Raw genomic sequence first — 15,908 nt, 5'->3', positions numbered from 1 at the left:
CGCCGTCTGGCCGCCGCCGCCCAGCGCCTCACGCACACCGCCGCGGACACCTCACTCCCCCAGCGCGTGGCCGCCACCCTGGACGAGGCTGACGCCGTGGTCACCGTGGTGGACGACATCGCCGCCCGCTTCCCCCCACACCCCGGCTCCCTGCCCGGCACGGCCGCTCCCGCGCCGGTAGCGACCGTGGATGAAGAAGCCGCAGACGAGGAGCGGCTGCTCCTCGCGACCGTGACCGCCAACCCCAGCGGCATCGAGCAGATGCGGTGGCTTACGCCCGGCGACTTCACGCACCCGCTGCACGCCGGGCTGTGGCAGTGCCTGACGGCCCTGGACCGGCGCGGCACTCCCATCGACCCCGTGACCGTCCTGTGGGAGGCACAGCACCGCGGGCTCCTGCGTCCCGGGGCCGATCCGCGCGAGCTGCTGGGGCTCCTGTCCGGGTCGTTCGGTTCCCCCGAACACTGGGGCGAGCGCGTCGTCCAGCGCTCCGTCCTCACCGCCGCCGACCACGCTGGCCGGACCATCGAGGCGTTCACCGACGATGCGTCCAGCACGCCCTACCAGCTCGTCGTCGGCAGCCGCCGCGCCCTCGCCGACCTGTCCGCCGTGCGTACCCGATGGCGACACGCCACCTCCCCCTCTCCTCAGCCGGCCGACCGGACCCCACGTGCACGGGCCACGAGAGCTGCAGGCGTGCCCCGCGCCGGTCCGCCGCAGACCACGGCTCCCTCCGCCACGCGCAGTCACCGCTGATCCCCACCCGCCGGTTGTCGGGCCCTTCGTGTCCCGGCAACCGGCAGGAACGAGCCCCCGCATGACAACTCCCTCCATCGACGCCCATGTCCGCCTCGATGTCCACCCTCACCACTCCAGTGCCGTGACCGCCGTCCTGACCGGTTCCCAGGCCCATATCGCCCACGTTGCCCTGGAGGCCGGCAACTGGAGCGTCGCGGGCAAGAACACCCTGGTTCTGGCCCGCATCGATCACGAGGAGCCTTACTGGGCCGAGTGGGCAGCCGAACAACTGGCCGCTGACGGCATCACCGTCGAGATCACCCCGAAGCTCCGGGAAGCCATGGACGAGGAATGGACCTGGCCCAACTACCCGATGCACTGGTGCACCCGCAGCGAGATCCGCCAGGTCTCCAACGAGGCCCAGAAGATCCACGACGACATCCGCCACGGCCACCTCCTCATCCACGCCCACGCCCGCGACGGCCACACCACCGTCGCAGTCGGCACATACCTCCATCAGAGCGGCAAGTCCGTCTACCTCCACGGCGAGGACCACCTGCGCCAGGTCGCCGACACCTTTCGATCACCCGCCGCAGCCCTGGTCGCCTTCGAAAAGGCCCACGGCGCCGCCATGCGACCCGGCCCGGCTCCGCTGACCGACACCGAGCAAGACACCGCCCAAGCCCGGACCTCACTCGGCCCGCCTACCGCCGGGGCTGAGCCTCCGCGCCCGGAACCGGAAACCGTCCCCGCATACGCGGCCGACGCCGGCGACCACGACGCCCTCCTGGACACCTTCCTCGAAGATCACCGCGACTGGCAGAAGTGGCGCACCTGGTCCGACGACACGACGCACGCCATCCACGAGGACCAGACCCTGCGCATCGAGCACGTCCACGAAACCGACGCCCACGAAACGGCGTGGACGGTGGCCGCGTACGAGAGCCCCGTCTCCGACCGCATGTGGGTCCTCACCGCCACCGGCGCCACCCCGGCCCCCGTGCTGCGCGGGCTTCTGCATCACCTCGCCGACGCTGACAGCTCGGACACCGCTCTCGGCTCCCCCGTCGGCGAGAAGACCGTGACCGCCTCCACTCGCCTCCTCTCCGAAGCCGGTTGGAGGCACACCGTGGACGGACGAGGGATCCGCTGGACATCCCCCGCAGGAGACGCCGGGGTCCAGTTCGATGCCTTCGCGGCCCAGCGCCCGACTCAGAACCTGGCCACCTGGACCGTCTGGGGCGGCCCGAACCCCGACCGCCCCGCCTGGACCCTCACCGCCTCGCCGTACACGCCCAGCTCGCTGCTGGCCGACCTCTCCGAAAACCTCGCCTACGGAACCGGCACCCGCCAGAAGACGGCCACGAGCCGCCAGCGTCAAACACGCCCCGTCACCACTTCACCGGCCGGACCTGTCACCGGCGCCTGCCACCAACCCAGTCGAACGCGCTGATCTCAGAGACCAAACGACTCAACGTAGCGCGGGAAAAATGCTGCCGATGCACCACAGGCCATCGGCCGGATCCCTAGCCCGACCATCTGCGGAGCGAACACTTGCACCCCCTCGTGTGAGGCAGTCGACCAACGTGCACGTTCATTGGCTCCGACCCGCCGTTGCTCCAGAAGGTGCGTCCAAATTCGAACGCATACTCTAATTGAGGTATGGCTCCGACACCCCCCTTCCCCTACGATCTCCTGCAAGCCGAGCGTGAGAGGCACGCCGCTTACCTGGCGCTCAGCACCGTGAGCCCTGTCGAGAACACCGCCCTGCGCCGACGGCTGCTGCAGTTGTCCGCGCGGGTCTGGTGGCATCCGTTCTGGGGTACGAGGAATGGGCGGTCCTCGGCAGCCCGGATGGAACTCCAAAGGTCCGTCCGCGCGGCGGAGCAGGGCAGACCGGCATGACCGCTGACGCTCCCCTCAGTGCACGGCAGGAGTCCATCCTCCAGGCGATCAAGGCCGCGATAACCGAGAGGGGTAAGGCGCCTAGCCTCCGCCAGATCGCCGAGCGGGTCGGCCTCACCAGTGCCAGCTCGGTCCACTATCAGCTGGGCCGACTGGAAGAGCGGAGTCTAGTTGTATTGCCCACGGACGTTGCTGACAGTGGAGGCCGGCCTGAGCGGCGATGTGCGGCCGGTTGCTGGTTTATGGAGGGGTGGCCGCTCTGTGGGGGTGGCGGTGAGCCGCAGGGTGTAGGTCTGGCTGCGCCATACGGCCGCCCCGGTTGACCGCGGTCCGCTCGGCGGGCTGCGAGTGCAGAGGCATGCCGGCCAGAAGCCGGTCGGCCGCTGCCCGGATCGCGGCACGGTCGGCTCCCTCGTCACGCGGTCGGCGTCCCATCACGGCTCCTTCGTCACGGGGTTGGGATCGGGCGGGCTCGCATGGTGGGCCTCTATGACGGCCCGGCTGCTCTCCGCCAGCGCAGCCGCCCGTCTCGAGAACCCGCTGCTCCTGGGCCACGTCACTGATCCTCCGGGTACGCGCGGCTATTTCCGCTACGCAGCGGCACTAAAAGTTGTTGCAGAAGGGTGGGTGCGGGCAGGCCGGGATGATGTTTGACCTGCTGGTTCAGCCTGTCATGGCGAGGTTGTGCGTGGTGGCGACGGCTTGGACGGCATGGTGAGGCGGCAGTCGCGGAGGATTTTCCAGTTTCATGCGGGCGAAGCTGTGCTCGACGCGGGCGCGGACGCGTCGGTGTTCGGCGTTGTCCTCCTCCTGGCCGCGCAGGAGTGGGCGTCCGGCTCTTCTCCGGTGCGGGACGATCAACCCGGTCCCCAGGTAGGCGCCGTCAGCGATGACCGTTGTCCCGGCCGCGAAGGCGGGCAGGTCCGACTCTCGCCTGGCGTGGGCGTCGGCCTTGTTCCCGGGGACGGGGCGGGCTGAGGCGATCACCAAGCGGCTATCCGCATCGATGATGACCTGCACATTCGCAGAGAACCGATAGTTACGGGAGGACGCGGCGACCGTGCGGTCGCGGACCGGGACGAGGGTTCCGTCCACGATCCACAACCGTTCGACATCCGCGACAGGCCGCGGCGCCGGCTCCAGCGCGAGAAGCGGCCGCAGGCGATGAATGACCCGGCAGACGGTGGCCGGGGAACAGCGGAAGAGCGGGGCGAGCTGGCGCATCGTGAGGTCGGGCGCTTTCGTGACCATCATGGTCACGGGCTTGGAGTCGCACTTCGGTCGCGCACATGTGCCGTGATGGGTTGTGGGTGCCTCCGGGGTCACCGGGTCCGGAAGCGGCGGTGGAGGTTTCGGGCCACGTGTACGCCCGGCCCGCCGAAGCCGACGATGTCGACGCGTCCGTCGCCGGTGATGTCGGCGAGGAACCGGGGGTGACGGTCGACCCGCCAGGCGCCTGCGTCGTCGTTGTACCCGAATCCGCGGCATACCAGCTGGGCTTGCTCGAAGGTGCCGTCGCCGTTGTTGTGCGATACCCAGACGCCCTCGTTGCCGAAGCTGACGATGTCCGGGGTCCCGTCGCCGGTGACGTCGGCCAGGAGCCGGAGGTGCTTCTCGCCCCTCCACCCCTGGGCCTGCCCGTAGTCGTTCAGGACGAGCCGGGAGGGCTCGAAGGTGCCGTCGCCGCGTCCGCGTGCGACGGTGACACCCTGCGGGCCGAAGCCGACGATGTCCGGTACCCCATCGCGGGTGGTGGCGACCACGAACCGGGGGTGCTCCCTGATCGAGCTCCATCCGTGGTCGACCCCGAAGTCGTCGAGGACGTAAAGAGGTTCGACGAAAGCCCCTTCCTCGTCCTGGAGTGATACCCAGAGGCCGTCGTCGTGACAGCCGACGATGTCGAGTCTGCCGTCACCGGTGGTATCGGCGAGGAAACGCGGATGCTTGTCGACCAGCCAACCGCCGGCCTCCTCACTGTGGCCGAACGCCCGGAGGGCGGGTTCGTCGGAGAGCGGTGCGAACTTCCCTTCCTCGTCCTGGAGTGATACCCAGAGGCCGTCGTCGTGACAGCCGACGATGTCGAGTCTGCCGTCACCGGTGGTATCGGCGAGGAAACGCGGATGCTTGTCGACCAGCCAACCGCCGGCCTGTTTGCCATGGCCGAAAGCCTTGAGGACCAGTTCGCCGCCTTCGGGTGTGAACGCCCCGCCCTGGTCCTGTGCGGACACCCGGACTCCGCCGGTGCACAGGGCGACCACGTCGGGCCTGCCGTTGCCCGTCAGATCCACGACGGACCACAGATCCGACGAGCTCGGAGTGGCCACCCCTTGGTGCAGCGGGCGCTCGTCGTCGAACGTCCCGTCGCCTCGGCTGGACGAGGTCACGGATCCCTTCGTGGATCTGATCCCCACGATGTCGGCCCGCCCTGTGCCTTCCGTGTCGGCGAGGAAACGCGCACCGACCCCGGCCCAGCGGCCCGGTTCCCCGCCGGCGGAAGGGGTGAGCGCGTCGTTCTTCCAGCCGGCGGTGTCCTGGTCGCTCCCGAACTTCTCCAGAACCAGCAGTACGTTGCTGAAGGAGGGCGTCGCGTCGGGTGCCGGCCGCAGTGCGCTCTGGTGGTGGGTCAGTCGCCAGGACTGGCGGCTGTTCCAGTGGCTCAGCGGCGCCCAGTCCAGCACGAGGTCGCTGGTGCGCTCCGGCTCGGCGGGGACGAGGCGCCACCGCTGGCTCTCCGCGAGGTCGTCGTACTGGCCGAGGACGATCAGGGTGTCGTCCTTCCCGGGTTCGTCGAGGTCGAGCACGGCGCCGTCGGCCGCGCCCTCGATGAAGTAGAGGCCCGCTTCGCCCGCGACGGGGACGAGGCGCCACTGCTGGCCCTTCTTGCCCGAGGCGTCCGACTGGCGAACGCCCTGGCCCGCAGCGGCTGGGGTGTCGAGCACTTTGCTGCCGGCCGTGCTGCGGATCACGTATGCCGGGTCGTCCTGCGAGCCCGGCACGGGGGTGAACTGCCACAGCTCCGGTCGCGGGCCGTCCTCGGGGTAGTCGCGGACGACGAGCGTCCCGTCCGCGGCCGGCGTGGCCTTGGCGCCGAGGGTCTGGCCTGTGGCGGCGTTGACGATCTCCAGCTTCAGTTCTTGCGTGGGCACGGGCATCGTGGTGCCTCTTCCAGGCGGTTGGTGCGACGGCTCGGGACAGGTGCGGCGCGGTGGTGACCGCGGATCACGTGAAGACGTGGTGGTAGGGGACGTCCCACTCGTTGGGCAGCCGCGGGTAGAAGGTGTTGATGACCGTCCCGGTGAAGTCCCCGCCCCAGTTGTAGGTGAGCCGCGCTTCGCTGTCCTTCGCCACGGCGTGGTCCTTGAACCCGAGAATCGCGTCGGGGTGGGTGATCGGCACGAAGGTGATCCCGCCCCACGGCGTCACCGTGACCACCCACAGCTGGGTGTCCTCCATCGCACCGTTCTTCCCACGCCACTTGTCGGCCACCTTGGCGGGCAGGCCCACCTGCAGGGTGTCGGCCGTGCTCTGCGGGGCGTCCTGGTGGACGGTGACGCGCCTGCGCTGCGGCTTCGGGATTCCGTCGTCGCCCCGCCCTGTGTCCGGGTCGGCCGCACCGGCCGACGGGGGCGTCACCTGTCCCGCGGCGCTCTCGATGAAGTACAGCGGGCGCTGGCCGAAGAAGCCCCCGGGGGTGATGTGCCAGAGGTGGCCCTGAGCCTCCTTGGTGGCCGGGTCGAGCGCGGTGGCCAGCTTCACGCCCTTGTCGTGGCTGCTCGCCGCCAGTTCCGCGGGCCTCAGGTAGCCGCCGTTGAAGGCGTGCACGAGCATGACCGGCCGGCTCTCGACCAGCGCGGCCACAATCGCGTTGTCGTAGCTGTTGACCGCCACCGGGCCGCCGACCACCAAATTCGCCATTGCCGTGCGTTCTTGGGTGTACATCGCGGAAACCTCACCTGTTCTTAATGTGGGGGAACAACGCCTCAGGCGCTCAGTGACATGATTTATCACGCGGCATTACCGCGCTCTCGATCATGCGCGAGCGAAGGTGGCTTCATAACCGAATATGCGACCGAAGCAAATAGGACCAAAGTGGCAACATTCGAGGTCATGGCCCTACGGCGGAGAGCAGGGAGATCCTCGATCGGGTGATCAAGAGCGACCAGAAATCTTGATCACCCGTTTGAGTGCGATGCACAGAAGTGGCCACTCCACCAAAGGGAAGCCTGTTAGCTTAATTTGCCGGAGCGTGTACAGAGCCCCTTTTCGCCATTTCACCGAGTGCGGTTTCGGCCAGATCAGTCGAGGACAGAAATTGCCTTCCAACGCGTACAACCTGGAACGGGCCAAGCGCCAGCCGCTGACGAAGAAGAACCTGCGGGAACTCAACATCGAGCAAACCTGGCAGTCCATCCTGGAGCACCCCAACCTGGTCTACGTCGACGACTACGGGGTGCGGCACAAGCCCGTCGGCTTCTCCGTGAACAAGTCGAGATTCGGCTCCTTCCCAGGTACGGCGTTCGGGCTGGGCTGGCTTGCCTACATGAACCTCGGGGAGCCGCTGATCGAGGAGCGGCGCAACATCACGCAGCCCCCGCCCGACACGTTCTCCTCGCGCACCTACGTCAACCGCAGCGGCTCCGCCATGAACTTCACCGACTCCGTCGACTTCAACGTGTCGAACGGGGCAACCTGGTCACTCTCGGGAGACACCAAGCTCACCTTCGGCGGCAACGTCAGCGCCCAGCTCCAGCTTCAGCTCCAGAACAAGCTCGGCCTGAACCTTCAGGGGCAGCTGGGGACACAGCTCAAGAACGAGATGGCGAACAAGAACGCCAACACGGTGACCAGCAAGAACAGCAAGGACAGCGTCGGCGTGGACAACGCCAACACCGTCGACACGTCGGTGAGCAACGGGATGACGAACTCCGCCTCCGCCTCGATGACCGGCTCCGTGGACTTCACCACCACGGGCACCGCCTCCGGCACCGCGGGCCTCAACGCAGCCCTGGCCCAGGGCATCACGGCCTCCGTCGGCGGCTCCCTCACCACCAGCTGGGCGTCGAAATCACAGATTTCCGGGACGGTTCCGCCGAACTCCCGCGTGGAGACCATCGTCACGCAGCGCCGGGCCCTCAAGCAGTACACCTACGAGATCCCGGTGACCTTCTCCGGGCTGCTCGCGGTGAAGTACGACGTGCCTGTGGCAGTCCTGTCTCCCCCACAGCCGGACACCTACCCCGGACTCGACGAGCTGGTCGCCCGCGACATCGCCGACCTCGACCTGGCCGGCGGTGGGTTCCGCATGAAAGGGCTGGCCGAGGTCGTCTCCGCCCTCGAGGTACACCACACGATGTTCGACGGCGAGAGCCTCACCGACAGCCAACGAGACCTGTACAAGCAGCCGTGACCGGCGGGCGGCACCGCCACAACGACCAGAGGTGACGACCATGGTGTTCAAAAACGTCTTCGACTCCGCCGGGGCAGGCGCGGAACTCTTCTCGGTGACCACCGACAGCCACAAACCGCGGCCGGGAGCGGGCGTCGACTTCGAAGACGCCGACGACGACACGTACGACGACACGACCACGAGCCTGTTCACCAGCGGGATCCACGGGGCCTCCCACCGGGCGAAGATCGTGCAGGAACAGGCACCCGAAGCCCGGGCCATCCTGGGCTTCCTCGCCTCCTTCATCCAAACCACCCAGGCATCCGCAGGCACCCAGGCCGCCTACGCCCACGACCCCGGATCCGTATCCACAGCCGCAGCAGCCGGCATGGAGAAGTCCAGCGAGACGGTGACACAGCACGGCGACCTGCAGAAGGACGACGGCCTGCAGGCACCGAAGAGGGGCGACTTCAAGGCGCCCGACGCCCCGGCCTCCCCCACGGCCGAAGAACCCCCCAAGGCACCCAAGGCCACCGCCGAGAAGCCGTCCGATCCCAAGTAGGGTCACAGGGGCCGAGTGGTCAGGGGCGGTACCGCCCCTGACCACTCGTGCGTACTCGTGCGTTCACACGGGGAGCAGCTGCCACTGCCGGTCGCGGTGATCGCCCTGCGCCCCGTACTGCTTCACCACCGCTGGGGCATTGGTATCGACGCGAAGCAGCAGACCGCTGTTGCGGTTCGCGATCTCGTACACCCGCGGGGTGTCCGTCACCGAACCCACCGGGATCAGCCTCCACTGCTGATGGCCGGCTGCGGTGCCTTCGTAGGCACGCTGCGCGACCACCGCCCCGTCGACGGTGCCTCCTCCGACGACCTCCAGGACCTTGCCGCTGCGCACGTTCTCGATCCGGTACAGGACGTCGGCCTCGTCCTGGCCGGACGCGATCAGCCGCCACTGCTGGTGTGCCCGGGGGGAGGCGAGGGACTGGTGGATCTCGGCGCCGTCCCTGGTGGACTCGCGCAGGACACCCATCCGCAGCCTGCTGCGGACGTTGGCCCAGGAAACCACCGTGCCTGACTCGGGCAGCCCCGCCATCCTCGCCGAGGCGACCTTACGCACACGGTTGTTGACGTGGTCGGCGATGTAGAGGGTGTCGACGCAGTCCACAGCGAGCCCGAACGGGTTGCTCAACTGGGCAGCCGCGGCCGGGCCGCCATCACCGCCGAATCCCGCGGTGCCCTTGCCGGCGAGCGTGGAGATCTTGCCGTCCGGTCCGACCTTCCGGACGCGATGGTTGTTGTAGTCGGAGATGTAGAGGGTGCCGGTGCTGTCCACGACCACCCCCAGGGGCAGGTTCAGCTGTGCGGAGGCCGCCGGGCCGCCGTCACCGCTGAACCCCGCGGTGCCCGTTCCGGCGACCGTGCTGATGGTCCCGTCGGCCACGACCTTGCGGACACGGTGGTTGTTCCCATCGGTGATGTAGAGGATGTCCGCGTCATCCACCGCCAACGCGTACGGGCGATTCAGCTGAGCTGAGGCCGCTGGACCATCGTCTCCCTTGAATCCCGCTGCACCGTTCCCCGCGACCGTACTAATCTTCCCGTCCGTACTGACCTTCCGGACCCGGTTGTTACTGTGGTCGGAAATGTAGAGAGCGCCGGAGCTGTCCACCGCCACCCCCAACGGATAGTTCAACTGGGCCTTTGCGGCCGGACCGCCATCACCGCTGAACCCTGCGGTGCCCGTTCCGGCAACTGTGTCGATCTTCCCATCAGGGGTGATTACCCGGACCCGGTGGTTGGCAGCGTCGGTGACGTAGACACTGCCCGCAGCGTCCACCGCCACTTCACGCGGGCAGTTCAGCAGGGCCGAAACGGCAGGACCGCCGTCACCCCGGTAGCCGGCACCGCCACCGGCGACCGTGCTGATCTTCCCGTCCGTGCTGATCTTCCGGACCCGGTGGTTGTTGTAGTCGGAGAAGTAAAGGCTGCCGGTGCTGTCCAGCGCGATGCCGTACGGGCGATTCAGCTGAGCCGCGACGGCCGGCTCGTTGTCTCCCTTGAACCCTGCGACCCCCGTCCCCGCGACGGTGCTGATCTCAGGATCGAAATTCTCGCCACCGGCTTCCGTCCGAGCAATGCTCATCGTCATCCCTTTGCTCTCATCGGCCGCCCACTACAGCCGGTTCCAGATCGATTCCAACAAGACATGCGGGCACCCGGCCAGCAAAGTCACCAATGGATGCCTTCACGCTTTGCGTTGACGCAGGCCCCGCAGGCCCTCCCGGCCGAGCCGCAGAGTCGACCGCCGCATGGACTCAGCGGTCAGGCAGACATCGGTCGGGTACCGGATCCCCGGCTGCGAGCCCTATGCCACGGCGGGTGTCTCACCCGGCGCGAGGAAACGATCGCCGCTCTCGCCCAGCACACCGGCGGCCTCACCCTGGCCGCCACCCTCTGGTTCGGCGCGCTCGCCGAGGCCGCCGACACCCCGCAGAACGCCGGACGCGCCCTGGCGATAGCCCTCCTTGCCCCGCGCACGCTCGCCGCCGACGCGGTGCCCGACTGCCCCTGGCCCGCCGTCCAGGCCCGCTGGCAGCAGCTTCGAGCCGCCGCTCGCGCCGCGAGCCGGCACCCCCAGGTCTGGTCACCGGCCTGGCAGAAGGCCGCCACCACCGACGGGTCCATCTGGGACCCCAGCCAACGGGCGCTGATCGCCGGCTACGACCTTCTCGCTGAGCACGTCCGCACCCACTACACGGCGGACACCGCTCCCACCCCCGAGCGGTGCTGGGCCTCCGATCCGGCAGGACGTGCCCTGCTGCACACCATCGCGGACCACCTCACCGGCCACCTCGGGCACAGCCCGCTTCCGCACTTCGATGACGCCCTGCTCATCACCTTCGTCCAGGCCCACGCCAAGAACAGCCGGCACAAGATCCCCGGAGCCCTGCACATCCACGGCCTGATCGCCGCGCTCAAGGCAGCCCGCTCGAAAGCGGCGCTCCTCACCCTCACCCAGACACCCGACGTCGGCATCGTCATCCCCATGCGCTCCGAAACCGGCCGGCTCGCCCCCGCCTCACCCGACAACCCCGACGGACTCGACGCCCTGGCCGCAAAGACCGCACAGCTCGCCTGGCTCCTCGAAACCCGTCCCGACGCCCGCGCGCACCTGCTGCTCATCGACGAGGACCCTGACAGCGCCTCCGCACAGGCCGCCGCGGAACTGACCGGCTCCCACCCCCGGATCAGCATCACCATCGCGCACCGCGCGGCAGTGACCAGCAGCAAGGGCGGAGCGGTGCTGTGGGGCCTCAACCAGCTGCACGCCGCCGGCCACACGACCCTCGCCTACACCGACCTCGACCTCACCTACCCCCTCGACCAGCTGGGCCTGCACCTCGAAGCGCTGACCCACTCCGGAGCCGGGGCGGTAATCGGGTCGCGCCGTAGGCCCGACTCGCACGGCTACTACCCGCCCGCCGGCCCCACGCCGGCCACCCTGCTCTACACACAGGCGGCCAACGAATTCCTCAGCCTGCACGTCACCGACCCCCAGGCCGGGTTCAAGGCGTTCACCCGCACCGCCCTCGCCGCAGCCCTGCCCCAGGTCACCGATCACCGATCACCGGCTGTCCTTCGACACCGACCTGCTCGGCGCCCTCCAGCACACCGGCAACCACATCATCGAGGTCGGTATCGCCGCCCTGCACCGCTACGTGGACGGCCAGGTCGGCACGCCCCGCGACTACGACACCATGCTCGCCGCAGTCCACCAGCAGGCAGTACGCCACGGTCTCGACCCCAGCAACCGGGCCACCCCGATCTGGGACCGGATCCGCGAGGCCGGCTCCCTGACCGCCGCCGCGGCCCCCAAACCCCTCTCCATTTCGATCACACCGCCCACCCGCTGATCCAGCAGACGCACTCCGCCAAGCCGCCTCGCTCAACAGCGATGGCGGCTCGGCCAGTTGAGCGCCACCGCTGCGGACTGCGGGTTCACGGAAACCGTGCACGGTATGCGTAGACTGTCGCGCCTATCCCGCCCCGCCGGGCCCTGCCGGAGGACCACAGGCAGAGCCCGCACCCACCCGAAGGGCCCGCGTGAGTCGCGCCGTCATCGCCGTAGCCGGCATGGGAACCCGCTTCTTCCCCATCGCCAAATCGGTCAACAAGTGCATGCTGCCGGTACTCGACCAACCCGTCCTCGCCTACGCGGTCGCCGACTGCCTGGCAGCGGGCGTGCGCGAGATCGCGATCGTCACCTCGCAGGGCGAGGGTGGACGGCAGGTCCGCCACTACTTCACCGAAGACCACGGCATGCGGGACTACTTCGCCGCCCGCGCCTGGCAGAAGAAGTACGAACCGATCGCACATCTTCACGACCAGGCGGACTTCCACTTCATCGAGCAGCCCCGCGACGGCGACCGGTACGGAACGGCCCTGCCCGCGATCCTGGCCGCCGACTTCATCGGCGACCAGGACTTCTTCCTCATCGCCGGCGACGACCTGCTCCTGCGGACCGACGGCGGATCCGACCTCGCCGACCTCGCCGCCGCCCGCGACGCCGCCGACACCGCGGGTGCTGTCGCCGCCGCCACCGTCCCCGGCAGCGACGCCCACCGGTACGGCATCCTGAAGCCCCGAAACACGAAAGACGGCCAGCAGGTAATGGACGACCTGCTGGAAAAGCCGACCACCTACGGCGCACCGACGGCCTTCATCAACATCAGCCGCACCCTGCTTCCCGCCGAGGCCACCGCCTACTTTGAGAAGCTCACCCCGGCCGCGAACGGCGAGTACCAGGCCACCGACGCCATCATCGCCTTCGCCCGCGACCACAACGTGCTCATCCACCCCGTCACCGGCCAGTACTTCGACTGCGGCAACCCGACGGGCTGGCTGGCCGCCAACAATGCTGTCGCCCTCCACTCGCGGACGGACTCATGACCACGGCGGGCGCCGTTCCGGCCATCGCGATCCGCACCTGCGCAGCCATCATCGAAAGCGACGAGATCTGCCTGATCCGCCGGGCCCGCCCCGATGGCGACCAGTACTCACTGCCGGGCGGTCTCCTCCACCCGGACGAGGAAGTACCTGTCGCCCTCGCCCGCGAACTCAAGGAAGAGCTCGATCTCGATGTCACCGCCCTCCCCGACCGCCCCCGGCTGCGCTGGGCACAGGACCAGATCACGACACGCCCCGGCAGAACCGGCACGTTCCGCCGGCTCCACCTCATCCATCTTCTGTCCATCCCCCGCCACGTACGGGCCGCCCTCCCCACAACCGAGCAAGACGCCGAAGACGTCACCAGCGTGGTCTGGGTCCCCCTCGCGAAGGCCGCCCGCCGCCACCTCTACCCCGCCGTCGGCACCGCGCTCAGTGAGCTGACCGAGCCCACCGACCCGCCCAGCGACGTGCTGCTCCCCCCGATCACCGACCAGACGTACACCTGGCGCTGACCAAACGGTTGGGAGCCGCCGTAACGCGTGACAGACGCGGAGGCCATATCCCTCCAGCCGTCAAGACCGCCATACGACTGGCCCTACGGCCCGGCCCGCTGGGGCGTCGCCATCCGACTTCTTGATCGCTCGGTGCGACGCCACCAAGTCGGGTGCTCTACCTCGTGACCGTCCACTCCCACGCCGCCTTCTCAACCTGCGTAACGAAGCCGCCAACCGCGGACAGCGCGAGAAACAGGCCAGCGCGCAGGGAGAGGCGAAGGAATCTTGCGTCATTCGATAGCCGCCGCCCAGCGACCGCGCAACAGAGCGCGGGATCGCCGGTTAGCCAAACCGGCGATCCCGCGCATTATTAATAGTCCACCGCCACGCCCCACCCGCGCGTCGAAAGGCTTCGCCCTCACGACCACAGAACAGCCACGAAGCGGCCACGACCGAGAGGCCGGCAGGCGATCACGCTGCTGCGAAGCTCGCCCGGAACAGCTCCTGTGCCCGCTCCACGTCCCGTGGGGTACGCAGCTGCACCTCCAGGTCGCCCGTCCCGTGGTGACCGAGCCCGGACACGTCCCGGGTGAATCCCGGTACGAGGTCGACGTCCTTCGGATCGACCTTCAGGTAGACCAGCACCTTGCTCCGCTGCGGCGGACACAGGCAAGCAAAGTTCCGCAGCCGCTGGTACGCCCGGTACGTCTTGCGCTCGACACGCTTCACGCCGCCCCCGAGCCCGAGCAGCGCCTCGTCCACCGCACCCGCCAGCTCCACCATCGACGCGCCCTGGACGTCGGCCGCTGCCCGAGCAACCGCCTGCCGACGCGCCCGACGGGCTACCCGCATGCCACCGCTCACCGACGCAACGGTCTCAAGCCCGAGCAGATCGCTGCCGAAGAGTCGGTAGCGGACCAGGTCGATCGACCGACGGTGCTCGCGCACGGCATGCACGTCGTAGCGGGTGAAGTCGCCAGCGATACAGATCAGGCGTGGGCCGCTCCACAGGACCTGGGACGCGGCCGTCACCCCGAGCCGGTCGCGGACCAGGTGCTCGAACTCCGCCCGGTGGTCCATCAGCCACGAGAGGTAGAAAAGCCCCTGGTTGATGACGCCGGCGTCGACACCGCGCTTGTACTCAATGAGGACCGGCGACCCGTTCTCGTCCAGCCCCAGCGAATCGATCCGGCCCCCGTGCACCGGACCCGTTCCGTACTCGCTCGCCAGGAACCGCACCCCCAGCAGCGTCTCCATGTGCGCCTCGACAAGACCCTGCACATCGGCCTCGACCTCAGCAAGACGCGGCACGACCTCGGTCATGCCGCCATTCACCATGTCCATGCGAAACAACTTCAGGCTCGACCCCTCCTCGGCTCGGAGGTCATCAACGCCGAAAAGGTGCGGGATTGTTTCCGCGAGAGGCCACGAGGGCGTGAAGGTGATGTGAGAGCCTGCGTACGAGCCGGCCGGAGAGCACTCGCCTCCCCCAGCCACCAGGGACCAGCGATTCCCCCATGCGTCCCCCGCGACCTGAGGGACAAGACCCGGAAGCTGCGTTTACGCAGGTCAGCCCCCGTAGCTCAGCGGACAGAGCACGTGCCTTCTAAGCGCTTGGCCGCAGGTTCGAGTCCTGCCGGGGGCGCACATTGCGCTCCACTGTGAGGCCCTCCGACCAGGAGGGCATTTTCGCTGTTCAGAGGCACATTACCGGGCGATGGGTAGCTGGAACGTAAGCGTCGGACCGGCCCCGTGCGGCCACGAGGATGGTCCGGCGCTGTCCGGCTGTCGCCGGGTTTCTGCGGGTGGCTACGGAGAATCCACGGAGACGTTCTCCGCGCTCCTCGTCAGCCGGCGTCGGGCAGCTCGGGGAGGTCCTCCCTGGCTTCCATGCGCTTCTTGAGCTCTGAGAGCTCACCTCCGCTCGCGCCGAGAGCACAGCGGCTTCCTCATCGTTCGGCGCGGCATCGACGGTTCACCTCCGCTCGCACGGAGAGCACGGAGGCGTAGGTGGTCGACGCGTCGGACAGGGCGGTTCACCTCCGCTCGCGCGGAGAGCCCAGGTCGCCGCTCACCGTGGTCTCGGCGTTCGGTTCACCTCCGCTCGCGCGGAGAGCACTAGTCCATGAACTCGGACACCCCGCCGCCGACCGGTTCACCTCCGCTCGCGCGGAGAGCACGCCAAGTCCTTGGCCGTCGCAGCGATCTGCGCCGGTTCACCTCCGCTCGCGCGGAGAGCACATCTGGGTCCTGGCCGTGGGCGGCGGCCTCATCGGTTCACCTCCGCTCGCGCGGAGAGCACGGTCGACACCCACCCGGGCGGCTGCGAGATGACGGTTCACCTCCGCTCGCGCGGAGAGCACCTCGCTGGCACCGACGACAACGGCACCCGCTACGGTTCACCTCCGCTCGCGCGGAGAGCACAACGCGGG

General features: G+C 68.6%; 12 protein-coding genes, 1 tRNA gene, 1 pseudogene and 1 CRISPR repeat array (1 of these 15 running past the window's edge). Of the genes and pseudogenes, 9 read left to right on the top strand and 5 right to left on the bottom strand.

All coding sequences use genetic code 11. The features are described from left to right. The 3 genes from ACWCQM_RS15830 to ACWCQM_RS15820 form a co-directional block, all read left to right on the top strand. Positions 1-756, top strand: a 756-nt coding sequence (locus ACWCQM_RS15830) for a DnaB-like helicase N-terminal domain-containing protein (RefSeq protein ID WP_450915864.1), incomplete at its 5' end; no start/stop codon positions are given. 61 nt (positions 757-817) lie between these two features. Next, a complete protein-coding gene (locus ACWCQM_RS15825) occupies positions 818-2,191 on the top strand; it encodes a DUF317 domain-containing protein (protein ID WP_450915863.1) in 1,374 nt (457 codons plus the stop codon). A 448-nt stretch (positions 2,192-2,639) separates the two neighbouring features. Further along, positions 2,640-2,966, top strand: a complete 327-nt coding sequence (locus ACWCQM_RS15820; protein ID WP_450915862.1) for a LexA family protein — start codon at positions 2,640-2,642, stop codon at positions 2,964-2,966. Positions 2,967-3,306: 340 nt separating this feature from the next. Here ACWCQM_RS15820 and ACWCQM_RS15815 read toward each other — a convergent pair. From ACWCQM_RS15815 to ACWCQM_RS15805, 3 genes and pseudogenes are all read right to left on the bottom strand, one after another. Then, positions 3,307-3,876, bottom strand: a pseudogene (locus ACWCQM_RS15815) (transposase); the annotation flags it as partial. 89 nt (positions 3,877-3,965) lie between these two features. Next, the gene (locus ACWCQM_RS15810; RefSeq protein WP_450915861.1) at positions 3,966-5,795 is read right to left on the bottom strand and encodes an FG-GAP-like repeat-containing protein; all 1,830 of its coding nucleotides are present in this window, start codon (positions 5,793-5,795) and stop codon (positions 3,966-3,968) included. A 67-nt stretch (positions 5,796-5,862) separates the two neighbouring features. Next, the gene (locus ACWCQM_RS15805; RefSeq protein WP_450915860.1) at positions 5,863-6,582 is read right to left on the bottom strand and encodes a hypothetical protein; all 720 of its coding nucleotides are present in this window, start codon (positions 6,580-6,582) and stop codon (positions 5,863-5,865) included. A gap of 373 nt (positions 6,583-6,955) precedes the next feature. Between ACWCQM_RS15805 and ACWCQM_RS15800 the strand changes: the two genes are divergently transcribed. After that, complete coding sequence (locus ACWCQM_RS15800; RefSeq protein WP_450915859.1) at positions 6,956-8,050, top strand: hypothetical protein; 1,095 nt, start codon at positions 6,956-6,958, stop codon at positions 8,048-8,050. 40 nt (positions 8,051-8,090) lie between these two features. After that, entirely contained in the window at positions 8,091-8,591 is a 501-nt protein-coding gene (locus ACWCQM_RS15795) for a hypothetical protein (protein WP_450915858.1), read from the top strand. A gap of 63 nt (positions 8,592-8,654) precedes the next feature. Here ACWCQM_RS15795 and ACWCQM_RS15790 read toward each other — a convergent pair whose 3' ends face one another. Then, positions 8,655-10,181, bottom strand: a complete 1,527-nt coding sequence (locus tag ACWCQM_RS15790) for an NHL domain-containing protein (protein ID WP_450915857.1) — start codon at positions 10,179-10,181, stop codon at positions 8,655-8,657. 90 nt (positions 10,182-10,271) lie between these two features. Here ACWCQM_RS15790 and ACWCQM_RS15785 point away from each other — a divergent pair, with 90 nt between their 5' ends. The 3 genes from ACWCQM_RS15785 to ACWCQM_RS15775 all read left to right on the top strand — a co-directional run bounded on the left by ACWCQM_RS15785 (position 10,272) and on the right by ACWCQM_RS15775 (position 13,494). Beyond that, positions 10,272-12,059 (top strand): hypothetical protein, encoded by a 1,788-nt coding sequence (locus tag ACWCQM_RS15785; protein WP_450915856.1) that lies wholly within the window; start codon positions 10,272-10,274, stop codon positions 12,057-12,059. 77 nt (positions 12,060-12,136) lie between these two features. After that, entirely contained in the window at positions 12,137-12,982 is an 846-nt protein-coding gene (locus tag ACWCQM_RS15780) for a sugar phosphate nucleotidyltransferase (RefSeq protein WP_450915855.1), read from the top strand. After that, on the top strand, positions 12,979-13,494 hold the full coding sequence (locus ACWCQM_RS15775; protein WP_450915854.1) for an NUDIX domain-containing protein: 516 nt from the start codon (positions 12,979-12,981) through the stop codon (positions 13,492-13,494). The genes ACWCQM_RS15780 and ACWCQM_RS15775 overlap by 4 nt, the downstream gene beginning before the upstream one ends. A 453-nt stretch (positions 13,495-13,947) precedes the next feature. Here ACWCQM_RS15775 and ACWCQM_RS15770 read toward each other — a convergent pair whose 3' ends face one another. After that, complete coding sequence (locus ACWCQM_RS15770) at positions 13,948-14,820, bottom strand: DUF5655 domain-containing protein (protein ID WP_450915853.1); 873 nt, start codon at positions 14,818-14,820, stop codon at positions 13,948-13,950. Between the two features lie 228 nt (positions 14,821-15,048). On the opposite strand from ACWCQM_RS15770, the gene ACWCQM_RS15765 reads away from it, so the two are divergent. Beyond that, positions 15,049-15,121: transfer RNA gene (locus tag ACWCQM_RS15765), tRNA-Arg, on the top strand. Between the two features lie 265 nt (positions 15,122-15,386). Further along, positions 15,387-15,908: direct repeats of the CRISPR family, unit length 29 nt; unit sequence CGGTTCACCTCCGCTCGCGCGGAGAGCAC (it continues 297 nt past the right edge of the window).

The sequence above is a fragment of the Streptomyces sp. NPDC002125 genome (genome assembly GCF_053593715.1).
This window is presented reverse-complemented; position numbering and strand designations above follow the sequence as displayed.

Excerpts from the sequence above, each read along its gene's own strand:
- ACWCQM_RS15790 (WP_450915857.1), bottom strand. The coding sequence starts at position 10,181 with ATGACGATGAGCATTGCTCGGACGGAAGCCGGTGGCGAGAATTTCGAT.
- ACWCQM_RS15795 (WP_450915858.1), top strand. The coding sequence starts at position 8,091 with ATGGTGTTCAAAAACGTCTTCGACTCCGCCGGGGCAGGCGCGGAACTC.
- ACWCQM_RS15810 (WP_450915861.1), bottom strand. The coding sequence starts at position 5,795 with ATGCCCGTGCCCACGCAAGAACTGAAGCTGGAGATCGTCAACGCCGCC.
- ACWCQM_RS15805 (WP_450915860.1), bottom strand. The coding sequence starts at position 6,582 with ATGTACACCCAAGAACGCACGGCAATGGCGAATTTGGTGGTCGGCGGC.
- ACWCQM_RS15770 (WP_450915853.1), bottom strand. The coding sequence starts at position 14,820 with ATGGACATGGTGAATGGCGGCATGACCGAGGTCGTGCCGCGTCTTGCT.
- ACWCQM_RS15820 (WP_450915862.1), top strand. The coding sequence starts at position 2,640 with ATGACCGCTGACGCTCCCCTCAGTGCACGGCAGGAGTCCATCCTCCAG.
- ACWCQM_RS15785 (WP_450915856.1), top strand. The coding sequence starts at position 10,272 with ATGCCTTCACGCTTTGCGTTGACGCAGGCCCCGCAGGCCCTCCCGGCC.
- ACWCQM_RS15825 (WP_450915863.1), top strand. The coding sequence starts at position 818 with ATGACAACTCCCTCCATCGACGCCCATGTCCGCCTCGATGTCCACCCT.
- ACWCQM_RS15775 (WP_450915854.1), top strand. The coding sequence starts at position 12,979 with ATGACCACGGCGGGCGCCGTTCCGGCCATCGCGATCCGCACCTGCGCA.